Annotated in this window: 20 protein-coding genes; 11 read left to right on the forward strand and 9 right to left on the reverse strand. The window is 39.4% G+C overall.

Annotated elements, in window-relative coordinates; all coding sequences use genetic code 11:
- Positions 1-19: 19 nt before the first annotated feature.
- Entirely contained in the window at positions 20-835 is an 816-nt protein-coding gene (locus tag DNJ75_RS01775) for a carbon-nitrogen hydrolase family protein (RefSeq protein WP_117001458.1), read from the reverse strand.
- A gap of 245 nt (positions 836-1080) precedes the next feature.
- On the opposite strand from DNJ75_RS01775, the gene DNJ75_RS01780 reads away from it, so the two are divergent.
- A complete protein-coding gene (locus DNJ75_RS01780; RefSeq protein ID WP_117001459.1) occupies positions 1081-1527 on the forward strand; it encodes a hypothetical protein in 447 nt (148 codons plus the stop codon).
- On the opposite strand, the gene DNJ75_RS01785 is transcribed toward DNJ75_RS01780, so the two are convergent.
- The 5 genes from DNJ75_RS01785 to ubiG all read right to left on the reverse strand — a co-directional run bounded on the left by DNJ75_RS01785 (position 1524) and on the right by ubiG (position 5947).
- Entirely contained in the window at positions 1524-2726 is a 1203-nt protein-coding gene (locus DNJ75_RS01785) for an amino acid permease (protein ID WP_117001460.1), read from the reverse strand. The genes DNJ75_RS01780 and DNJ75_RS01785 overlap by 4 nt on opposite strands.
- A 78-nt stretch (positions 2727-2804) precedes the next feature.
- On the reverse strand, positions 2805-3785 hold the full coding sequence (locus DNJ75_RS01790) for a hypothetical protein (RefSeq protein ID WP_117001461.1): 981 nt from the start codon (positions 3783-3785) through the stop codon (positions 2805-2807).
- 56 nt (positions 3786-3841) lie between these two features.
- On the reverse strand, positions 3842-4522 hold the full coding sequence (locus DNJ75_RS01795) for a hypothetical protein (RefSeq protein WP_117001462.1): 681 nt from the start codon (positions 4520-4522) through the stop codon (positions 3842-3844).
- A gap of 62 nt (positions 4523-4584) precedes the next feature.
- The gene (locus tag DNJ75_RS01800; RefSeq protein ID WP_157968164.1) at positions 4585-5283 is read right to left on the reverse strand and encodes an HAD family hydrolase; all 699 of its coding nucleotides are present in this window, start codon (positions 5281-5283) and stop codon (positions 4585-4587) included.
- Positions 5246-5947, reverse strand: coding sequence for a bifunctional 2-polyprenyl-6-hydroxyphenol methylase/3-demethylubiquinol 3-O-methyltransferase UbiG (gene ubiG / locus DNJ75_RS01805; RefSeq protein ID WP_117001464.1), 702 nt, complete (start codon positions 5945-5947; stop codon positions 5246-5248). Before ubiG ends, DNJ75_RS01800 begins: the two co-directional genes overlap by 38 nt.
- 193 nt (positions 5948-6140) lie before the next feature.
- Between ubiG and DNJ75_RS01810 the strand changes: the two genes are divergently transcribed.
- The 10 genes from DNJ75_RS01810 (at position 6141) to DNJ75_RS01855 (ending at position 18210) form a co-directional block, all read left to right on the forward strand.
- Complete coding sequence (locus tag DNJ75_RS01810; protein WP_117001465.1) at positions 6141-8465, forward strand: putative bifunctional diguanylate cyclase/phosphodiesterase; 2325 nt, start codon at positions 6141-6143, stop codon at positions 8463-8465.
- A 59-nt stretch (positions 8466-8524) separates the two neighbouring features.
- Positions 8525-8812, forward strand: coding sequence for an Asp-tRNA(Asn)/Glu-tRNA(Gln) amidotransferase subunit GatC (gene gatC / locus DNJ75_RS01815; RefSeq protein ID WP_117001466.1), 288 nt, complete (start codon positions 8525-8527; stop codon positions 8810-8812).
- A gap of 11 nt (positions 8813-8823) precedes the next feature.
- Positions 8824-10275, forward strand: a complete 1452-nt coding sequence (gatA, locus tag DNJ75_RS01820) for an Asp-tRNA(Asn)/Glu-tRNA(Gln) amidotransferase subunit GatA (RefSeq protein WP_117001467.1) — start codon at positions 8824-8826, stop codon at positions 10273-10275.
- Positions 10272-11690 (forward strand): Asp-tRNA(Asn)/Glu-tRNA(Gln) amidotransferase subunit GatB, encoded by a 1419-nt coding sequence (gene gatB / locus DNJ75_RS01825; protein ID WP_117001468.1) that lies wholly within the window; start codon positions 10272-10274, stop codon positions 11688-11690. Before gatA ends, gatB begins: the two co-directional genes overlap by 4 nt.
- Before the next feature lie 281 nt (positions 11691-11971).
- Positions 11972-12574, forward strand: coding sequence for a DUF4230 domain-containing protein (locus tag DNJ75_RS01830; protein ID WP_117001469.1), 603 nt, complete (start codon positions 11972-11974; stop codon positions 12572-12574).
- Positions 12568-12864 (forward strand): hypothetical protein, encoded by a 297-nt coding sequence (locus DNJ75_RS01835; RefSeq protein WP_117001470.1) that lies wholly within the window; start codon positions 12568-12570, stop codon positions 12862-12864. The genes DNJ75_RS01830 and DNJ75_RS01835 overlap by 7 nt, the downstream gene beginning before the upstream one ends.
- 6 nt (positions 12865-12870) lie before the next feature.
- Positions 12871-13689, forward strand: coding sequence for an SDR family NAD(P)-dependent oxidoreductase (locus tag DNJ75_RS01840; RefSeq protein ID WP_117001471.1), 819 nt, complete (start codon positions 12871-12873; stop codon positions 13687-13689).
- Positions 13690-13705: 16 nt separating this feature from the next.
- Positions 13706-15091 (forward strand): hypothetical protein, encoded by a 1386-nt coding sequence (locus DNJ75_RS01845; RefSeq protein ID WP_117001472.1) that lies wholly within the window; start codon positions 13706-13708, stop codon positions 15089-15091.
- Positions 15092-15158: 67 nt separating this feature from the next.
- On the forward strand, positions 15159-15536 hold the full coding sequence (locus DNJ75_RS01850; RefSeq protein ID WP_117001473.1) for a RidA family protein: 378 nt from the start codon (positions 15159-15161) through the stop codon (positions 15534-15536).
- A gap of 160 nt (positions 15537-15696) precedes the next feature.
- Complete coding sequence (locus tag DNJ75_RS01855; protein ID WP_117001474.1) at positions 15697-18210, forward strand: hypothetical protein; 2514 nt, start codon at positions 15697-15699, stop codon at positions 18208-18210.
- 147 nt (positions 18211-18357) lie between these two features.
- Here the strand turns inward: DNJ75_RS01855 and DNJ75_RS01860 are convergent, their stop codons facing one another.
- From DNJ75_RS01860 to DNJ75_RS01870, 3 genes are read right to left on the reverse strand one after another with little or no spacing between them, the layout of a single operon-like run.
- Positions 18358-19641: an AmpG family muropeptide MFS transporter gene (locus tag DNJ75_RS01860; protein ID WP_117001475.1), complete on the reverse strand. Its 1284-nt coding sequence runs from the start codon at positions 19639-19641 to the stop codon at positions 18358-18360.
- Positions 19642-19674: 33 nt separating this feature from the next.
- The gene (locus DNJ75_RS01865) at positions 19675-20778 is read right to left on the reverse strand and encodes an anhydro-N-acetylmuramic acid kinase (protein ID WP_117001476.1); all 1104 of its coding nucleotides are present in this window, start codon (positions 20776-20778) and stop codon (positions 19675-19677) included.
- Positions 20775-21164 (reverse strand): hypothetical protein, encoded by a 390-nt coding sequence (locus DNJ75_RS01870; protein ID WP_117001477.1) that lies wholly within the window; start codon positions 21162-21164, stop codon positions 20775-20777. Before DNJ75_RS01870 ends, DNJ75_RS01865 begins: the two co-directional genes overlap by 4 nt.
- Positions 21165-21166: the final 2 nt, after the last annotated feature.

Genomic DNA, 21166 nt, shown 5'->3' on the forward strand with positions numbered 1-21166 from the left:
AAATACCTTTAGGTTAATTTTATCTGCGGTATTGTAACTGGAATGGATTTTGATCAAAACAAATATTTTTAAAATATTTTGTATCAATCTCAGCATAGAGTAATTGCTCTCCCATTTCGATGCGCTGTGCAAGTTGTCCATTGTGATCGACAACCATACTATTGCCATGGAAAAGCAAATCCGCATCCTCATGAATGCCACTTTGATTGGCAGCAAGAATCATGCTACTGTTTTCAAGCGCACGTGCTTTAAGAAGTGTCATCCAAGCATGCGCCCCCATATCTTGAGTAAACGCCGCGCTCACTGCGAAGATATCGGCACCTTGTTTCTTCAAATAGCGAAAAACTTCAGGTAAAAATAAATCATAAGTGGAGATTAGACCAATATTGGCAAATGGCGTTTTAATCACCTTAACCATTTCACCATACTCTTGATCTTGAAGTAAGCTGTGCGTCCATTGAAAGGCACAAGGCAGGGTGGGCGCCAAATGATAATAGACTTCATATAAATCACCCGCACTATTATAAACAACGCTTGCTAAATAGTATTTTTCTTTGCTGTACTCCGACACTATGGGAATGCCGCTGGCGATAATCCAGATATTATTATCACGACTTAATTTCTGTAAATAATCTTGAATACGTCCTTCGCCTAAAATCTCTTTATTGATTTCATAGTCTGATGACTTCATCGAAAACAGTGCACAGCGATCAGGAAAGATAATCAGTTTAGCACCACTATCAGCTGCGCGCTCAATCATCCGTTTCAAGCAAAGCAAGTTAACGCCAACTGCCATGCATGCATTGATTTGAGCGATTGCAATCTTTGTCATCATATCCCTGCTGTCCTTAAAGCTATGGGGTTAGTATATAACTCCATCAAGCAACAATAAAGCAGTAGTTAAGCGCGCATTAAGATATTTTTTTGCAAAAAAGCAAAAAAGTAAAAAAGATAAAAAATGGGGTTGCGTATTTTAATATGCTGCTATACTAGGGATAGGTAAGGTGTTAGCTGCGCTGGAAGCATAGGGCTAACGGCGGCGCAGGGCCATGCGGCTAACCAACAATAGGAGGATGCGCTATGACTACGTCAATCGATCAATTGTTTACCAAGCAACAACGCATTCATTTCGATAGTTGCTGTCAGTATTTTGAATTAGCTTTATCTTATTTCGGCTATAACGTACAGGCGCAATGCTGTATTGATGACAAGAAAAAAGTTGTCCTTTATGCGGTGAATATCTTTTATCAAGGGCAACAACGTCAGGTATTTACCGCATTGACACTCGATGAATTCTACAAAAAAATGGAGTTAGTCTACCAGTTATATATGTATGCTAAAGACCATCAAACCGATCTTGATGAAGCCCTAGATTATTACCTTGACGAATATCAACAGTTTATTGCCGTTCAAGGTGAAATCGATGATTTACTTAACTGGCAAGATTTCATTGATGAAGAGCTCGGAAAAACCAATAGCTATAGTTACGATATGGTATTAAGTAGTGAGAACAGAACGCTACATTAGAGTGTGGGTAATACATTAAATAACGTTAATATTTCAAGCAGGATCATCGCGCCAGCGATTAGTAAAATAATACCAAGATAAGTTTTACTTAGGAGGTGGTTTTTATTTTGACGCGCACGAATAACCCAGGTCATTGCGGCAGGCAATCCAATTAATAAAATTGCAACAAAAATGCTGGCGTAGCCTAATGCAATAATAAAACCCTGAGGATAAAAAACAGCAAATAAAAATGGAGGCAAGAACGTAATCACGAAAACAGCTATTTTATTGATATGTGTTGGTCTTTGCAGCCGATATGTATCACGGTTGAAATCAAACAGTCCCAAAGTGACACCCAAAAAGGAGGTGGTTATTGCAACTGATTCAAATAGATAGGCAAAGCTACCAATATGTGTACTGTGGTAGCTGCCAACAATCCCTGCCGAGGCATTACCACTTTGAATGATGCTTTGGAAGCTTTCAGCACCATAGATAGGAATCGATCCAAGTGTGCATAATACCCATATAAGATAAATGACTAAGGGAATAAAACTGCCAAAAATAATGGCTTTACGTAAAGTTGCGCGATCAGAATTAACATAACTGCGCAATGTTGGAATAATATGATGAAAACCAAAGGAGGTGATTAAAATCGGGAATGTAATCCAGATAAAATTAAATGAACGTGTTTCAACATCAAGCAAAGTCTGTTGAATGCTTGGCACGATTGCAACAACAAAGGCAAAAAATGCCAGAAACTTAATAAGCATTAGCGCCTTATTGGCATGATCAACGGCGCGCGTGCCAATATAGACAAAAAAACCAAGAATCAAAATAAAAAGCGCGCTATTTACTGCATTAGGTAAATATATCCCCACTCTATTTAAACCACTGGCAACAAGATTGCCACCACCTGCACTATAAGCAGCTGTTAATGAATAAAGTAACAATAGGTATGAAACCCATGTAATAAGCTGTCCCGCTTTACCTAAAGTCGCATGTGCCATACGGCTAAAGTTCGTCCCATTAGGCATGGCAAGATTGACTTCAGCTAACAGCAAGGCTGTGAGCATCATAACAAACCAAACAACAATCAATAGCAAACTTGCCAACCAAAAGCCGCAAGCAGCAACCGTAGCAGGAATAGCAAGCATCCCAGCACCGACACTTGTACCAGTGATGATCATAGCAGAGCCAAATCCGCGCGAAGATAACGACATAATTATTTCTAATGGATAATCTAAGGTTCAGGCATTGTAACGATGAATGAAAACTTCAGCAATGCTGTTAGTCAGTGATTAATTACTCGCGACAGAAACTGCAACGCCACTGGTGCTTAAACTACAACTTAAATCACCGCTGTCGGCAACCGTACAGTTAGAGACTGGAAACGAAAAGCTGATATTTGTTGTTGTGCTTGAGCTATTGGTGATTTGCGCATAAAGACGCGCCACTTGATAATTCGCAGCTGTCCCATTAAAAGTAAGGCTTGTTAATGAATAACTAGAGCTGCCACCCACCAGTTGATCACTGGTGATATTTGTCGTATTGCTTGACATGCTTAATGCCGAATTGCATGTCGTAAAATTGGAATTACAAAATTTAATTGAAGTGTACGTCGAACTAGAGCCGCTTGAGTTACCGGTGATTTTAAGACTAACCGCATTACTGCCTGAGATGTTAGCAAAAGGATTGATAAACGCATTACCCTCTTTAGCAATACCATAGCTGTAACTGCTATTGACTGAGCTAAAAGTCGCTTGGAATTTAGTGGATGTGCTAGGAAAGTATGATCCACCAGAATAGTTGTTGTAATTATTGCTATAAGGGTTGTTATAATTGGATGAGCTACTACTCGTGCTGTCATTATTTTGACTTTTTGTTTGCGCGTCATCATCTGCGGATTTGTCTTTGTTATTATCAGTTGTTGCTTGAGCTGGCTGTTGCTGATTGCTATAGCGATCATTATACCCTTCTGGCATTGGCGCGCCACCGGGTAAGAAAATTGGACTATTCATCGCTTCACGATCCATTGGTGAAGCTGTCTGCTCCGCTTTTTTAGGGGCTACAGGAGTATCTTGTTGCCTTGATTTTTTAAGCGCTTGCACCTCTCCTGTCAAACGATTAAGCGTTTGCTGATTTTGCATAAGAAGATCTTTAAGCAACGGCTTGATCGACAATGGATCATTTTTATCTAATGACTTGGATGAATCACCATTAGCAAATACGCCGTGGGTAATCGCTAGACTCAGCAACAAGATTAAATATTTTCTATTCATAGCAGCAATGCGGCAGATTTAAATTAAAAGTGATTGTATAAGAAAAACCCGACAGGTTAAAGTTTTGATGCCGATACACTTGTAAATAATAATGCAAACGATGAAACATAAATACTCTCGGTAAAAGGGTTATCCACTTTTTTGGTAAATTTTTTCACGCATAGCATCTGCTGTTTATGCAATGCAATCAAAGGCTTAATTTGCTTCATTTGCGCCGCTGTGAGATGTAAATTTTGTTTTAAAGTATGAATATACTGCATTAATTCATTTATTATTTGGTGAAAGCTTTCTTTCGTGACTTGTGGTGTGAGCGTGCTATTCAAAATAATATTACGTGAAAAATGTTTGCCGATCATCAATATGTGGCGCAACAACTCATCGATGTGATTTAAAGTTTTGATTTGCTCTAGTTCATTAAACTGAAGTGCATGCGCTTTAAGTTTAGCAATGCCAAGGAAGCTCTCACTTAGATCAAGGGAGCCTTGATAATTACGTCCTTCAGCAATCGTTTGTAAGGCATAATCCAAGTCACTCGATAAACATTCTTGCAATGAATCAAGCTCAAAACTCTGATACAAAACAGTTAGCAATGGATGGTCACGACGCTCCTTTAAATCGGTTAAAGCCTGTTGCCACCATTGCAGTTTTTGCAGACTAGGGTAAGGTTCTGAGTATAGCTCTGATGCTTTAAGCCATTGATATTTTAACTGATCCAAGGCATAAAGAGCTTTTGTCATATCCTCCGAGCAATGGCGATAAGCATAATAATAAATAGATCCAGGTTGCGGGGTGTTTTCGCTTAGACAAGCGTATAGATAATCCACTGGCGTAATTGCTCCAAGTTTGAAATTTTTAAATCATAGTCATCATCATTCATCGTATTTGCCTCATAACCATAATCAGCAAAAATGCGATAGCAATGCGCGTGTTTGGCAGCCAACATGTCTGGCTTAGTATCGCCGATATAACCTGCATGTTGCGGTATTTTATCAAGCGTTTTAAGCGCATGGATGATTGGCATAGGATGCGGCTTTTTATAAGATAAATCATCCGCGCAAATCACGATTTTAGCCTCCTGATATTGTGGGACCTTCGCAATCACGGCTTCAGTTAGTTTGCGCGTCTTACTGGTAACAATTCCCCAGCTGATCCGTTGCTGATGTAAAGTACTCATTAATTCATGCGCACCAATAAAGGGGTGTGTCATATCAGCGGCATGCTGTTGATAATGCATAAACGCATCATACTTTAAAACATTAAGTTGCTCACGAGTAAGTTGTTCATTAATTTTTGTTAATAGAAATTCAACACCGCGACCGGCATGTTGCCTTAGTGTATCTGCGTTAAAGTCAATCTCTAGATTATGGCGGATTAAAGCATGCTTAATTGCATCAAAGATGCCATCTGATGAGTCAAGTAAGGTGCCGTCAAGATCAAATAACAACAAATCAAGTGGGTATTTAGGACTCCTTGGTAAATGCGGCGATGTAGTTAACATCAGCATTACCTCCTAGAGATAGGTTTTTAGTCAGTGGGTTATAATGCAAACCTTTGATTTTAGTGACTCGAAGACCATATTTTTTTGCAGCATTAATCAGCTCCAGTGGCTTAATATACTTACTGTATTCATGCGTGCCTTTAGGGATAAGCCCCATGACATATTCCGCCATGACAATGGATAATGCAAAAGACTTGAAATTGCGATTTAATGTTGAGAAAAATACCCAGCCACCTGCTTTACAAAGCTCTGCACATGAACGAATCACACTCTCAGGATCTGGCACATGTTCAAGCATTTCCATACAGGTGACGATATCAAAGCTTTGTGGCTCATTTTGCGCTAGGTTTTCAACGGAGTCTTTTAAGTAACGAATGGAAAGTTTTGATTCTAACAGATGAAGCTTGGCAACGCTCAAGGAGGCTTCAGCAAGATCTAAGCCCGTAACACTAGCCTTTTTCTGAGCCATGGCTTCTGCCAAAATACCACCACCACAACCAATATCAGCAATATTTAATTGTGCCAAATCGCCTGCACATTCCTCAATAAACTGCACACGCAAGGGGTTGACTTGATGCAATGTGCGAAATTCGCCATCTTCACACCACCATTGGTGCGCCAATGCACTAAATTTATTAATTTCAGTTTGATCAACATTCATGATAATTTATTGCTTCTATGTCGCTGTTTTAAAACTTATGCCATCATAACAAACCGCACTATTGTTGCGATATAAAAAATTAACAAATAGCCAGTGATGGAAATGTTCAGCTGATCGCTCGAAAAATAAATTATTAGCGCTATACTGGGAAAACGACACAAGTAATGGTAGTTGATAGCGACAAGGATGACGGATTTTGAAGATATTTGAGAAACTCAAAAAAGCCAAAAAAGCTAAAAAATCCAATAGAATGAGTGAAGCCCGCAAGGTTAATAAACTCATCGGTAAAAAAATATTTTGGCGTGTGTTGATCAGTGCTATTATTTTGCTTACCCTTGCCTCCCTAACCGTTTTTGTTTTGTCATTTTATCCTTTTTATCAACAAACACAGCGCACAATTAACCATTATTATGAAGAAGTATTAGATGGCTATAAAACAGAGATTCAACTGTCTTTATCAGAAGCGCGAAGCGTTGCATTACAGATAAGTAGCCGCACACAAGCTGCATGGTTGACGGAGGAAATCGAGCGCAAGTACCAATATGGTGATGCCATTATCGATGAGGTGAATGCCTTAAGGCAAATTTTGGCATCCGCCCTTGTCTCAAGTGCTGCTTTACAATCTATACAGCGTTTTGAAAGTAATGGACATTTATTGGTTGAAGTGGGCACCAAGCAACATCAACGATTTGATAAAAAAGCGCTTACATTTGCCATTGGCAATGATGGACTCACTGCAGTGCTAACCAGTCCAATTTATACACAAATGGGACAAGATAGAAAGATTATTGGTTATGATCGGCTCTATTTTGACTTAAGTAAGCTACTGAATAAGTTTGAATCTGAAAGCCTGACACAAAAGCGTGACTTTTATTGGTTTATCAAGAGTGGTAGCTCCTGGCAGGCAGTAAGCTCAGGTTTTGCCAACAATCTCACGACGTTGCCAAGCGAAGTGTTAACGCAATTAAAAACACAAGAGCATTCTAATCTTTTGATCCAAGATAAAAAATACTATTTTGAACGCATTAATGGACAACAAGTCTTAGCTTTAGGTGTCAACAAAAAAACAGTTGCTTCAAGCGTTTGGCGAAATTTATCACATATCCCACTAACAATTCTTGGATTTGTTATTATTTTTATCTTATTGCTATACCTTTTATTGCATCCTATGCTCAATAAAGTCATGGTTGAGAACAGTCGATTTTATCAGTTATTGAACGAGGATGAGCATACCGCATTGCCAAGCCGCAGATACTTTGAGACCGTGTTTGAAAAAATCCTTATAGACGAGACAGCCAACAATAAAAAAGTTGCCTTATTGCATATTGATATCGATCATTTTAAAAATATCAATGACAGCTTTGGCTACTATTTCGGTAATATTGTATTGCGTGAGATTGCCACACGTCTAAAATCAAGTACGCGCAAAAGTGACTTTGTTGCACGTATTGGCGGTGACGAATTTGTCGTTGTCCTTAAAGATATTCGCACACTCGATGATGTTAAGCTTGTGATCAATCACTTGTTTGCAGCTGTTCACCAGTCAATCTTAGTCAACGATTATCCCATCAACCTTAAAGCAAGCATAGGTGCAGCACTATCACCAGAGCACGCGAGTGATCGTGAGACATTAATGCAATATACCGATATGGCAATCAGAGATTGTAAAAAAGCCGGCGGCAATAGTTATTGTATCTTTAATGAAAATATCGGCGCACGTTATTTCCGTCAACTTGAATTAGGTAAGCACTTAGCTAATGCGATAAAAAACAATGAATTTTACCTTATGTTTCAACCCATCATTCATTTAAATGACAAACAACAAATGCATTTTGAAGTGTTGCTTCGCTGGCATAATCGTTATTTGGGTGAGGTGTCACCTGGTGAATTCATCCCAGTTGCTGAAGAGCTCAAGCTAATTGTTGAACTAGGCGCTTGGGTAATTCGCCAAGCATTTTACCAACTGTATCAATGGCATGAGGATGAAGCAATCATCCATAAGCCATGTATTTCAATCAATCTCTCCGCCGTACAAATCAATAATCCTTCGGTTTTATTGGCATTCTTAGAGCACTTAATGGCGCAAATGACGATCCCCAGTGAATATATTACCTTTGAGGTCACCGAAACGGTGATTATGGAAAATTTAGACAATACATCGCAAGTGCTAAATACCCTTAAAAATATGGGGTTTAAAATATCCATTGATGATTTTGGTACAGGCTTTTGTTCACTAAGTTATTTGATTCATGCGCAAATTGATAACATTAAAATTGATAAAATTTTCATTGATGACATACTAACCAATATCAATAGTAAGCTTATTGTTGAAAGCATTATCGACTTGAGTCATCGCTTAGGGAGTACTGTGGTTGCTGAAGGGGTTGAAACCATTGAGCAATATCAATTATTAAAGAAAGTGCACTGCGACTACATTCAAGGCTACTATTTCAGTGTGCCATTATCAGCCTATGATGCAACCTGCTTTATCGAGCATAAACCGCATCATCAATTGTTTTAATTCTCACTTAACAATGCTACGATAATTGCCTATATAAAAGCAGCTTTGGAAACCAGTAAATGGCAATCTCGCAGCAGGAATTAAAGCATATTCTGATGCTTTCAAAACTTAGCGCCAAGCCGGAAGAGTTGGCACAGTTTGAATACGATCTAAATAATATTTTTAATCTATTTGATAATCTTAAGTTGGTGGATACGCATGATATTAACCCCATGATCTCACCATTACTCAGTCATTATCCAGCGCGTGAAGATGCGCCTCAAATGCAAAATCATACAGCCGACTTTGAGCGTATAGCACCTGAATTTACTAATCAGCATTTCATCGTACCAAAAGTCATTGAATAAGAGGAAGTTTCGTGAGTATTTTAAAAACATTGCGTCAAAAGCTTGATGATAAAACCATGAGTGCTGTTGAATTAACAACAACGTATTTAAAAGAAATAAAACATAAAAATAATTTATTAAACGCATTTATATCAGTCAATGAAACCAAGGCTTTAGCACATGCCAAAGAAATGGATGATTTAATTACCAAAGGCAAGGCAACACTATTAACTGGAATCCCTATCGCACACAAAGATAATCTGTGTACTGATATATTAACCACAACTTGTGGGTCAAAAATATTAAGCAATTATCAATCCCCTTTTAATGCCACGGTAGTCGATAAGCTTAAAAATCAAGGCATGACATTGCTTGGTAAAACCAATATGGATGAGTTTGGTATGGGCTCAACCAATGAACATAGCTTCTTTGGTGTCGTTAAAAACCCTTATGATTTGCATCATGTCCCAGGTGGTTCATCTGGTGGCTCAGCCGCTGTAGTTGCCGCAGGACTCACCCCCTTTGCTACAGGCAGTGACACTGGTGGTTCGGTAAGGCAACCTGCTAGCTTCTGTGGCATTACCGGAATAAAGCCAAGCTATGGCACCTTGTCACGCTATGGCTTGGTGGCGTATGGCTCATCCTTTGATCAGGTTGGCATATTGGCGCATTACGCTGAGGATTGTGCTTATTTATTGCAAGCGATGGCAGGTAAAGATAAGAAAGATGGTACGAGCATTCCAACCGATCCGGATTTTTTCACTAAATCACTACAGCAAGATTTGACAAACTTGACCATTGGCATTGATGGGCAATTATTATCAAAGCTCTCGGCTGAAGCACAAACACTATTTCAGGCGTGTATTGCCGTTTATCAAAAGCAAGGTGCGAAGATTAAAGATATTCAACTGCCTGATTTACAAGCTGCAGTGTCAAGCTATTATGTGTTGGCACCGGCTGAAGCAGCCACGAACTTAGCACGCTTTGACGGAGTGCGTTATGGCTATCGCAGTCAGCATGCAAATACGTTAGATGAATTGTACATTAAGAGTCGCACAGAAGGGTTTGGTGCTGAAGTCAAACGTCGCATTGTTATTGGTAACTACGTGTTAGCAGCCAGCCAATACGATGCTTACTACCACAAAGCCCAACAGGTGCGTGCCAAATTAAAGCAAGATCTTGATATGATCTATCAAAATGTCGATATGATTTTACTGCCAACAGCCGCAACGACTGCACCCAAACTTGGTGCACAAAAAGATCCTGTAACGACTTATTTATCGGATATGTACACATTGATTGCTAATTTAACTGGGGCTCCAGCGATTTCATTTCCTATTGGACAGATTGAACATATGCCGTTTGGTGCGCAATTGATGGCAAATAATTTCCAAGATCATTTATTATTGCAAGCAGTCTGTGCATTTCAACGTCAAACTGCCTTTCACCTGCCACAGCAACTGTTACAAGGAGTCAATGCATGAGTTATGAAATGGTCATTGGACTTGAGGTGCATGTCCAGCTTAAAACGCAAGCCAAAATCTTTTCACCTGCTGCGACCCTTTATGGTCAAGAACCAAATACACAGGTGAGCTTTCTTGACGTCGCCTTGCCAGGAACGCTACCCGTTGTTAATAAACAAGCTATCGATATGGCAGTGATGTTTGGCTTAGCGGTTGATGCAACAATTTCAAAAAACAGTTTTTTCTCACGCAAAAATTATTTCTATCCTGACTTGCCCAAGGGCTATCAAATCAGTCAATCCAATAATCCAATCGTGCAAAATGGTCAGCTGGAGATTACAACAAATAAGGGCATTAAAACTATCCGTATTGAACGCGCCCATCTTGAGGAGGATGCGGGTAAATCAGTGCATGATTTTATTGGCGATCAAACCGGTTTAGATTATAACCGTGCGGGTACACCATTATTGGAGATTGTGACTCATCCGGATTTTCGTAGTGCAGAGGAGGTGATCTGCTATCTTAAAGATCTGCACCAACTGGTGCAGCATCTCGGGATTTGTGATGGCAATATGCAAGAAGGATCATTTCGCTGTGATGTTAATTTATCGATTCGTAAAACTGGTGAGGATCTTGGCACAAGAGCTGAGCTTAAAAATATTAACTCATTTCGCTTTATTGAAAGCGCCATTCATTATGAGTATCAGCGTCAAGTCAATGTCCTTGACAAAGGCGGTATAATTACTCAAGAAACAAGGCTTTATGATCCAGATAATAATGAAACGCGCAGTATGCGCAGCAAGGAAAATGCCTTTGATTATCGCTATTTCCCCGATCCTGATTTATTGCCTATTATCTTATCTAACGAAGAAATTGAAAGCATACATTCACAGATGCCACTATTGCCAAAAGTGCGCCGTGAAACTTATGCCAAGGCGCTTAATGTTGATGAGGTCAACTTCTTGATGGATAACCCGACAGTCGCGGATTACTATGATGCATTAGCAAAAAACATTTCAGCAAAAACCGCATATAACTGGGTTGCCGTTGAGTTGCAAGCCGTGTTTAATCGCGTACAAAGTACATTTGATGCCAGACGTGTGCCTGTTCATGTATTACTTGAGCTAATTGCATGCGTTGACAAGGATGAGGTGTCTTTAAAATCCGCCAAGACCGTACTACAAAACTATTATGATCAACCGCAAGCGATACAAAGTATTATTGATCAGCTCGGTGTGCGTCAAAGCAATGATCTGGGATTTGTTGAAAGCTTGGTTGACGAGATACTTGCGCAAAACCCACAGCAAGTGCAAGATTATCGCGCCGGAAACAAGAAACTTTTGAGCTTCTTTGTCGGTCAAATTATGAAAAACAGCAAAGGCAAAGCAAATCCTAAGCAAGTGAACGAAATATTGAATAAGAAGTTGAATGAATAACTGTAGTTAAACATATGTAACTGAGGTTACGCATTTTAGAAAAAGCTATGATTTTAAAAACACCCCGTCAGCTTGCAGCTGCCACCCCTCTTGCAAAGAGGGGAATTAGGCAAAGGTTGGTTTTACATTCCCCTCTTTGCAAGAGGGGTGCCGAGCCTGTGAGGCGGGGTGTTGAAATAAAGAAAATGTATACCTTCAGTATTTAAGGATATAAATGTGCGTATAAAACACTGGATACTATTAATATTAATCATCGTTTTATTTGTGGTATTGGTGTTGTGATGCGTATTTTTTCTAACCTCACCCTACTTGTGATCTGTGTTGTATTAGGCGCTAGTGGCGCTTGGTTTTATCAGCATTACACTGCTAATGATAATGCAAAATTCTACCCAAGTGTCGCCCAAGTCAAAACGATTAGCCAACTGGCAAGTCTGCGCTTAGAACTTAGTCAAATTGAACAGTTTGAAGATAAGGGTTGGTTTGTTGATACCAAAGCATCTTATTATATTTATGCTTCGGTTTTATTGGGTGCTGATCTTGATCAGCTACAAATAAATATCGATAAAACCCGCAAAATACTAACAATCAAACTACCTTTACCAACTGTGTTGAGTATTGAGATTAACCATCAACACTCGCACTTGATCACCAAACAAGACTACACCTTTGGTGTCATTCCGCGTTTAGGGGTGATCAACACCGATCCTAAAGACCAAGTACCGGATAAAGCCTATTTACTTGCGCAGCAATCAATGCGTCAATTGGCAAGTAGTACACAATATATCACACAAGCGCAGGCGCAAATCGCACAAATATTGAAGGATATGTATCAGCCATTTAATTGGCGGGTCGATATCACTTGGTGTCGAGGTAATATATGCTAATAAAACAAAGGCTCGTCAAACATCAAATTATCAAAACATTTATTATTTATGTCATTTTATATGGCTTGATTGCCGCATTAAGCGCCTGGATCCCTTTTATGGGCTTTGGCGTGTTGCTTGGTGGTATCTCAATTGCAATCGCAGCAATTGTTGTAGCCACATTGCGCGTTGTTGATCACTATCATGCTAAAGACTATAGGATTGGAATCAGGAAATTTGCTATTGCCATTGTGATCTTGGTGCTAATTGATGTTATATACACCCTGATTGTTACCATAAATTGGAGTTAATTTATTATGGACAAACAAACGATATTAATTACCGGCTGCTCACATGGCGGTATCGGTTATGCCACGGCGAAATACTTAAAAACACAAGGTCATCGTGTTTTTGCCTCCGCCAGAAAGCCAGAGGACGTTGAAAAACTCACGGCTGAAGGCTTTGAAACTTACTTGATTGATGTGTTAGATGATGCGCAAATAGATGCAGCATTGGCTGACATTCTGCACAAAACAGGAGGCACATTAGATGTGTTATTTAATAATGCAGGTTTCTCACAAGCTGGTGCTCTAGAGGATATTCCGACAAAACACATCAAAGAGCAGTTTGATACGAATTTTTTCGCACTTCATAATCTCACATGCAAAGCGCTCAAAATTATGCGTAAGCAAGGTCATGGTAAGATTATTCAGCATGGCTCTGTCTTAGGGCTCGTATCACTTAAATATCGAGGTGCTTATAATGCTAGCAAATATGCCATTGAAGGCTTGGTCGATACAATGCGTCAAGAATTAAGAGGTTCTAACATCCATATGACGATACTTAACACCGGACCGGTAACTAGTAAAATCCGAGAAAATTCGATGAAAACCGTTAAAAATATTGAGTTTAAAAATTCGGTGCATTTAAGTGACTATAAAAAACTGATGTCAGGTAACCATAAACCCGTACCATTTAACGAGGAAGCAATCGCTGTAGCCAAGGTTGTTGAGAAAATTCTTAAAGCAAAAAATCCCGCACCGCGCTACAGCATCACAAAATTCACCCGTATCGCTAAGTTCTTGAAATGGATGCTACCCAGTCGCGCACTTGAACGTGTGTTAAGTAGATATTAATAAAGGAATACCATCGATGTCACCACAACGCGCTTTTTTACTTAACTGTATACGCCACCCGAGTATTTTATATTTCTGTATTTTGCCGGTATATGTCCCTATTCGCGCATTAGCAGAAAGCATCTCCAGCTTTAACCAAGTTTTTAAAGATGACTTTGAACGGCTATATTTCTTCTCGGATATGCTGATTATTGGTGCGATTTTAGGACTCATTACTTGGCTTACGGTTATGCTGACTGAAAAACTTGTCAAAGATGTCAAACAAAAATCAGACGCGCTGACAATGGTTGGTTTCTTCTGCCCATTTTTATTGATGTTAACCACCTATATTTTACTCTCCGGACGCTTTGGCGGTGGTGCGCTATACATGACGATGGGGGTGCACTTCTTTTTACTATCTTATCTCGGCAATCAAGTCGTATTACATACTAAACGTTATCAACTTATCGCAGAAAACTCACTTTCCAATGAGATCAAAAACAACCTGATGTCATTTATCGTCAACACTCTTGGGATTATTGTCACCATTTTATTTGTTGGCTTCTCTTTTTTAAATCTGCTGCTACCTTTCACCTTGGCAACTTCAATTTGTGGTGCTGTTTTTTATTACTTCCGTTTTGTGCGTAGCATTGGGTCCTTCAATATACAGGTGTTTTTAAAATGCCTACTATCCTTTGCCATAGGCGCATTATTAGCACTGTTGTGTGGTGCATTAATGTATCGTTGGCATAATATCGCTGACGCACTTGTCATTGTCATTATTGCTTTTCTGAGCATTGCCATTGCGATCAAAACCAAACCACGCTATGTCATGCTCTGTATCAATGGCGCAAGTCAATATAGTATTGTTGTTTATGTATTGATGTCATCGGTACTGTTGTTTTTATTCGATGATCAATTGTCACAAATCTATCAAGCGGTTTATCCATTAGAGCCTGTGTTTTCATTAATTGTCGTAATTATTGGTTTGCGTCTTATTTTGCGCAAGAAAAGCCAAACAACTGATGCAACCATACGCCAGAATATCTTTTTATTTGGTATGTTGATGTTGCCGCTATTGTGGTGCTTTTACACCATTGGCTCAGCCAATATAGCTTGGGTGTTGCTTGCCGTTATCATATTTTTTATTATTTACGCAATTGTCGAATATGTCGTCATGTTTAACCTAAGACAAATCATCTTTACCAATCAATATTCAAACCAAACAAATACCCTATTAAGCACATATCTTAATATCTTGTATCAAGGGTTTATTCCAGTGATTTACTTAAGCATTGCCTCATTACTACACCGCTACTCAATGATGGCTTTTAAAGAGGTATTGTTATCTAGCCTGCTTATTTTGGTGCTATTGGTGATCATCTTTAATTTCATCACACAGCTCACGTTACGAAAATGCTAATGCATACGTTGACAAAACGCTTGATTTAGCCAGAATGAAATTGCTCTTAAAAATCTAAGGAATATTTATGAAAGAAGTCGTACAAACCAATAACGCACCACAGGCAATAGGTCCCTATGTGCAAGCAGTTAAGATCAATGGCATGCTCTATACCTCAGGACAAATTGCCTTAAATTCTAATGGTGAATTAGTTCAAGGCGATATTAAAGTACAAGCAAAACAAGTGATGCAAAATTTAAAAGCCGTTGTTGAAGCTGCCGGAAGTAGCATGGATACACTGATCAAGACCACTTGTTTTATTAAAAACATGGATGACTTTGTCGCGTTTAATGAAGTTTATGCATCATTTTTTCAAGGAATAACACCACCGGCACGCTCATGTGTTGAAGTCGCACGCTTACCCAAAGATGTGTTAATTGAAGTTGAGGCAATTGCTGAGATTTAATCATTCGACTTTGTTTTTGCTTCACTCAAGCCACCTAATATTCAATTAAAATCACCCACATCTAGCATGCATTACAATCAATACCACGTATTTATTACGCGTCACTTGCTATTTGTTATACTCTATACTGCCCATGGAAAAATCAAGATAGGATCTAAATATGCTAAATACGACGCTACAACCAAAATCACTTGCCCTAGGCATTCTCTTAAGCTTAGGTGCTTTTAGTTATGCAATGAGTACCCCGCAGCCAATTGACTGCATTAGCGCCAACATCAACATCGATCAACCCGATGTAACTGCATATTACAAAGCAGTTAAGATTCAATTTACCAATCACTGTGGTAAGCCAGTTAATCTCAAAAATGCGTTGGTACAGTTCAAAGCCAATAGCACAGTAAAAAATGTTTGGAGCACTTCGAATTTCGTTAACTCTTATTTAAACCCACCAAGTAATCACAACGGTTTAGTAAGTTTTACCATTGCTAAAAACAAAGATGAAACCTTAAATGTTAATCAATCATTCTCTGTTCAATTTGGATTGAACTTCCCTTTGGCTGAATTAGCTAAAGTTTCTAATGCGCAGATTTATGGCAATGACACCCCGGTGAGCGAAAATGGGAAAATACAGTTTACCTTTAAATCCAACGCCCAACTTCAAGGGACATCCAAAGTGACGCTTAGCCGTGCTGGAGAGCCGATCAGAACGCTGAACAATAGCAATTGGACAGCCGATCAAACCAGCTTAATTGATCATCTAGATTATGGTGACTACACTTTGAATGCCAACAAAATTGGCAATTGCACTGCAGTATTTTCACCAAGCAATGCGTTAAACATTAATAGTGACAATATCAACTCGCTAAGTTTAAGTTATCAATGTACAACGCCTAGCGAACAAGGAAGCATCAAAGTTTCTCTACCGCCAGCTCCTTTAAGTGGCATAGGTAGTGATACAACAGTAACGCTTACACACGATGGACAAGCACAAACTAAAGCACTTAACTGGAATAGCAATTATACTTTTCAATCGCTAAGTTATGGTGATTATACCTTACAATTTCAGTCCGTTAGCGATGGTAAAAATGTTGCCAATGCCGCTGATCAAAACATCAATATCAGCCAAGATCAAAAGCAGGTTAGCGTGACACCTCATTACCAAGTTTCACCACTTGTTACAGTCATTACACCTTTTACGGTTACTAGCGATCATGAAACCACCTTAGAACTCACGCTCAAAGATAATAACTACAAAACGACGTTCAATTTCACGCGTCAAATCCCATCAGGCAACTCCACACAAACCCTTGAGCTTCCTGCCAATGACAGTTTTACTTTGTCAGTTAATGCTGCAAGTGGTACTGCTAGCACCGATAAAACCCAGTTCAATACCTCTTCAGGCACCCAACAAAATGCCTTTAATGTCAATATTGTCAATCAACAGTCAAACTACGGGAAACTCACCTATCACGTTGGTTTCCCAGTGAGTGATTATGCGCATAGTGCAGAATCAATTGAGCTTAGTGATCCTAAATTTGCACCACTGATATTATCTAATTACGTTGCCGGAGAGTTGCTAAATTATATGATAAAAACACATTACCCACAGTGGTCTGTCGATAAGGATTATATTGCAGGATCTTTATTTGCACAGCTTCTACAGGAGAATATCAGTACTAGTAACTATCCCGGTGGATTGTTTATCAATAATGAAACAGCGAGAAAACAATTACTTAATGCAGGTCAAGGTGGCCCATATCAACTCAATGACTACTCTAAGCGCCTACCAAGCGTTGATGTCCCCGGATCCCTTGGGCTCATTAACTATACAGTTCTACAGAAATCTTTAGGCTATAGTATTGCATCACAAGACAATGGTACGCAAACTGGCTCAACAGGACCTGAAACACTCGATAATATCTATTTTGGTCCACTTGCGGCGGCTTATTTTCATTTAAATGATATAAATCGCATTGAGGTCAATAACAGCACAACATGGGGGCCACAGGCGCATAGCTGGAGCAAATGTGTACAAGCATTAAATGCCAATCAATTTGCCTATTTTGATATGATTCTTAATGCCGCATATAATGCGGGGACTTACTCCGATATTCTAGGCACACTCATTGATCTTTGTGCGTATCCACAAGAATTAAGTCAATATTTGCCAAATCTAGCAAACTTTAGCTTAAATGACAGCGCATATATCAATGCCTTTCAACTACCTACGCTAGCAGATGGCTACAAACCAAAGAGCCTACCACAGTGGTATAAAGGCACGACATTCATTCTTTACCCACGACAAGTGCAATACTATATTGATCAACTAACTAACAACAATAAAACACTGGCACAATATGGCTTACAGGTGAATAACTCTTTTGCTTTTAGCATTGCACAATTACAAAAAGTCTTTGCGGAAAGTATGCACACATTAGCTTATGGTAAAACGGCGAGTGATTATCAATTTATCAGCATTGACAGCGCCAATGCAGCATTTGCAAAAAGCATGGAGCAAAATGGGCTATCAAGTGGCATAATTCTGAACTTAAACAACAGTAATGATCGCAAAGAAATGTATCAGCTGCTGAATGATGCTTTTGCCTCATTAGAGCAAACGCTAGGATTTAAGTTTAACGCCACAACAGAAGAAAACTTTAACCAAGTGTCATAATCCGCCCGCTATATAGTGATCTATAACCAAGTTGCAGCAGCCAATACCTCTCCCCTTGTGGGATTGCTCGTTCAGCTTAAGCTTAAGCTTAAGCTTAAGCTGAACGGGCGAGAGGGAATTAAAGCACGACTTACTCTTGATTCATGACTACCCATGCAGATTTGCCATGGAAATAATCTGCTTGCGTGCCAGCCATATGCCAAAGGTGACAATGCAGCCAAGAATAAAACTTAATAAAAACAACATCTCCCAACCGTAGCCTGCTTGAACATTGCCCGCTAATGGCCCTACTAATACACGTCCTAATGAGTCGATCGAGCTTAATACTGCAAACTGTGTCGCTGAGAAGCTTTTATTGACAAGGCTCATAATCATTGCCACTAATACGGCAGTACCCATTGCACCAACCATATATTCAACCGCAACGGAGATTACCATTAAATAATAATTCTTCCCTTCAAATGCTAACCACATATACATTAAGTTTGCCGCTGCCATCATAAAGCTAAAGATTAAAAATGTCCGAAACAAGCCAAACCCTTTAGCTAACATGCCACCTAATACTAGACCAATAAAGGTAAAAATTAAGGCATTGGTTTTATACGATACGGCAATCGTGACTTTATCAAAGCCAAGCTCGGCAAAGAAAACGGTATTAAGTGAAAATGCCAACGCATCACTAAACTTATAAAAGATAATAATCAACAGCACAACAATCGCCACAGCAAAGCCGCGACGCGTAAAGAAATCATAAAATGGTAAAACAACCGCATCGGCAAAAGTTTTTGGGCGATTATCCACTGTGGTTTCCCGCGCTAGAAAGGTGCCGATCATTGCCACTGCAAAAAATGGGGTAAGCGCAAAAATACCAGTTTGCCAGTTATTATCAAAGTATTTAACCATGATTAACAAAAATGCACCCGTGACCATCATTGCCACACGATAGCCTAATACCGAGATAGAGCTACCTAATGCGCGCTCATCTTCATCTAGCACTTCTGTTTGATAGGCATTAATCGCAATATCTTGCGTCGCTGAGAAAAAGCAAATTGCCAAGGCAATACCGGCGATAATTAACGATGATTGCGCAGGTGAGAATTGACTCAATAAAAACACACAGACAATTAATAATAGCTGCATTAATAAAATCCAGCCCTTGCGTCTGCCGAAATATTTAAAGCTTATGCGATCAATCACCGGTGACCATAGATATTTTACTGTATACGGCAACGCGACAAGCGATAATAAACCAATATCTTGAATGCTAACTCCTGCTTCGTGATACCAATAGGTTAATGATGATGCCGTAAGCATCAACGGCAAGCCTGACGAGTAGCCTAAAATAAACATCACCAGCATTTTGCGACTTTTAAATAAGCCTGCAATACTGTCTATGGTTGCCGCTTTTAACTGTTGTGAAAAACCACTCATTGTTATCCCTCCAAAATCTAATTTCACGCTACACTAGCAAGCGTGATAACTTCCTGCAATAACATCTTTTTTACTTCCTGTTGTTGCTGAGAATGCTATTTTTATCTTATTGATATGACAATAAGCAAACCACGCAAAGGCAATGGCTTCAATCCACGCTTCATCAACGCCCAAAGCATTAATTGCCTGCACATTGATAGCTGGTAAATATTCTTGAAGCAAGTCCAATAAGAACTCATTACGTGCGCCACCACCTGCGACATACAGTGCTTTAGTATCAGCTTGATATCTTAAGATAGCCTCCGCAATCGAGCGTGCTGTTAAATGATGTAAGGTTGCTTGCACATCTTGTATATGCTCATCGGTAGACAACTGATTCTCTAACCATTGCAGATTAAAATACTCAAGCCCCGTACTTTTAGGGGCGCTCTGCGCAAAATAAGGATCTTGCATTAATCGATCTAGCAACTTGGGCAATAATATGCCACCGCGCCCCCAATGACCTGCTTGATCATAAGCTTGTCCACGATGCTTATTGATCCATTGATCGATCAAGGTATTGGCGGGCCCCGTATCAAAACCAATAAGCGGCTTCTTAGGGTGTAGACAAGTAATATTAGCAATACCACCTAAATTTAGAATGACTCGCGGCGTACCTTTATCAGCAAAGAATGCTTGATGAAAGACCGGCACGAGAGGTGCGCCTTGTCCACCAAAAATCATATCTTTATTGCGAAAATCATTGATAACTGGAATACCTGTGAGTGCCGTGAGCACATTACCACTACCTAACTGAATGCTGAATTTACGCACGCCCTGCGGCTGGTGATAAACCGTCTGTCCATGGCAGCCAATGGCAATAATATCTTCTGCATTAAGGTTATTTTCTGTCAATATTTTTGTAACGCACTGCGCATAACTTTCGGCTAGCTGATAATCCAAATCTCCGAAATCAAATAACGATAATTGATAATCTTGCGCGAAGATATTTTTAATTCTCGCCTTAATCTCCGCGGGATAGGCGAAGCTTTGCTGTGCTTTAAGACTAAATGAATCATCTTTAAAATCAACAACAACACAATCAATCGCATCCATACTGGTGCCCGACATAATGCCAATATAATACTTGCCACTCATGATTTATTCCGCTTCTTATCTTTTAGGTAATTCGCCAAAGGTAGTGCAAACATACCAACAAACAATACCAATGCGATAAAAAATAATAGCTGCAACCACCAAGGAAAAGAGAGCATTACCTGCCACGCATGATTAAGCTGTGAGGTAGCACTTGCAAATACTTGTTTTTCTGCCGGCATATAACGCGCTGACACCATTGACACAGACACCAGATAAAATAGCGTCACGATATACAACAACCCATATTGCTTATAGCGTTTGATCTTAAGATATTTTTTCTCAAGAAAGTAACTGATCTCATGATCATCATCACTGGCGCAACTTGAGGTTAAGGTTTTAATCCAGAAAAATGCCAACACAACGGCATAAATAACAAATACAATCATCG

The organism is Cysteiniphilum litorale (assembly GCF_003428165.1).
GTDB lineage: Bacteria > Pseudomonadota > Gammaproteobacteria > Francisellales > Francisellaceae > Caedibacter > Caedibacter litoralis.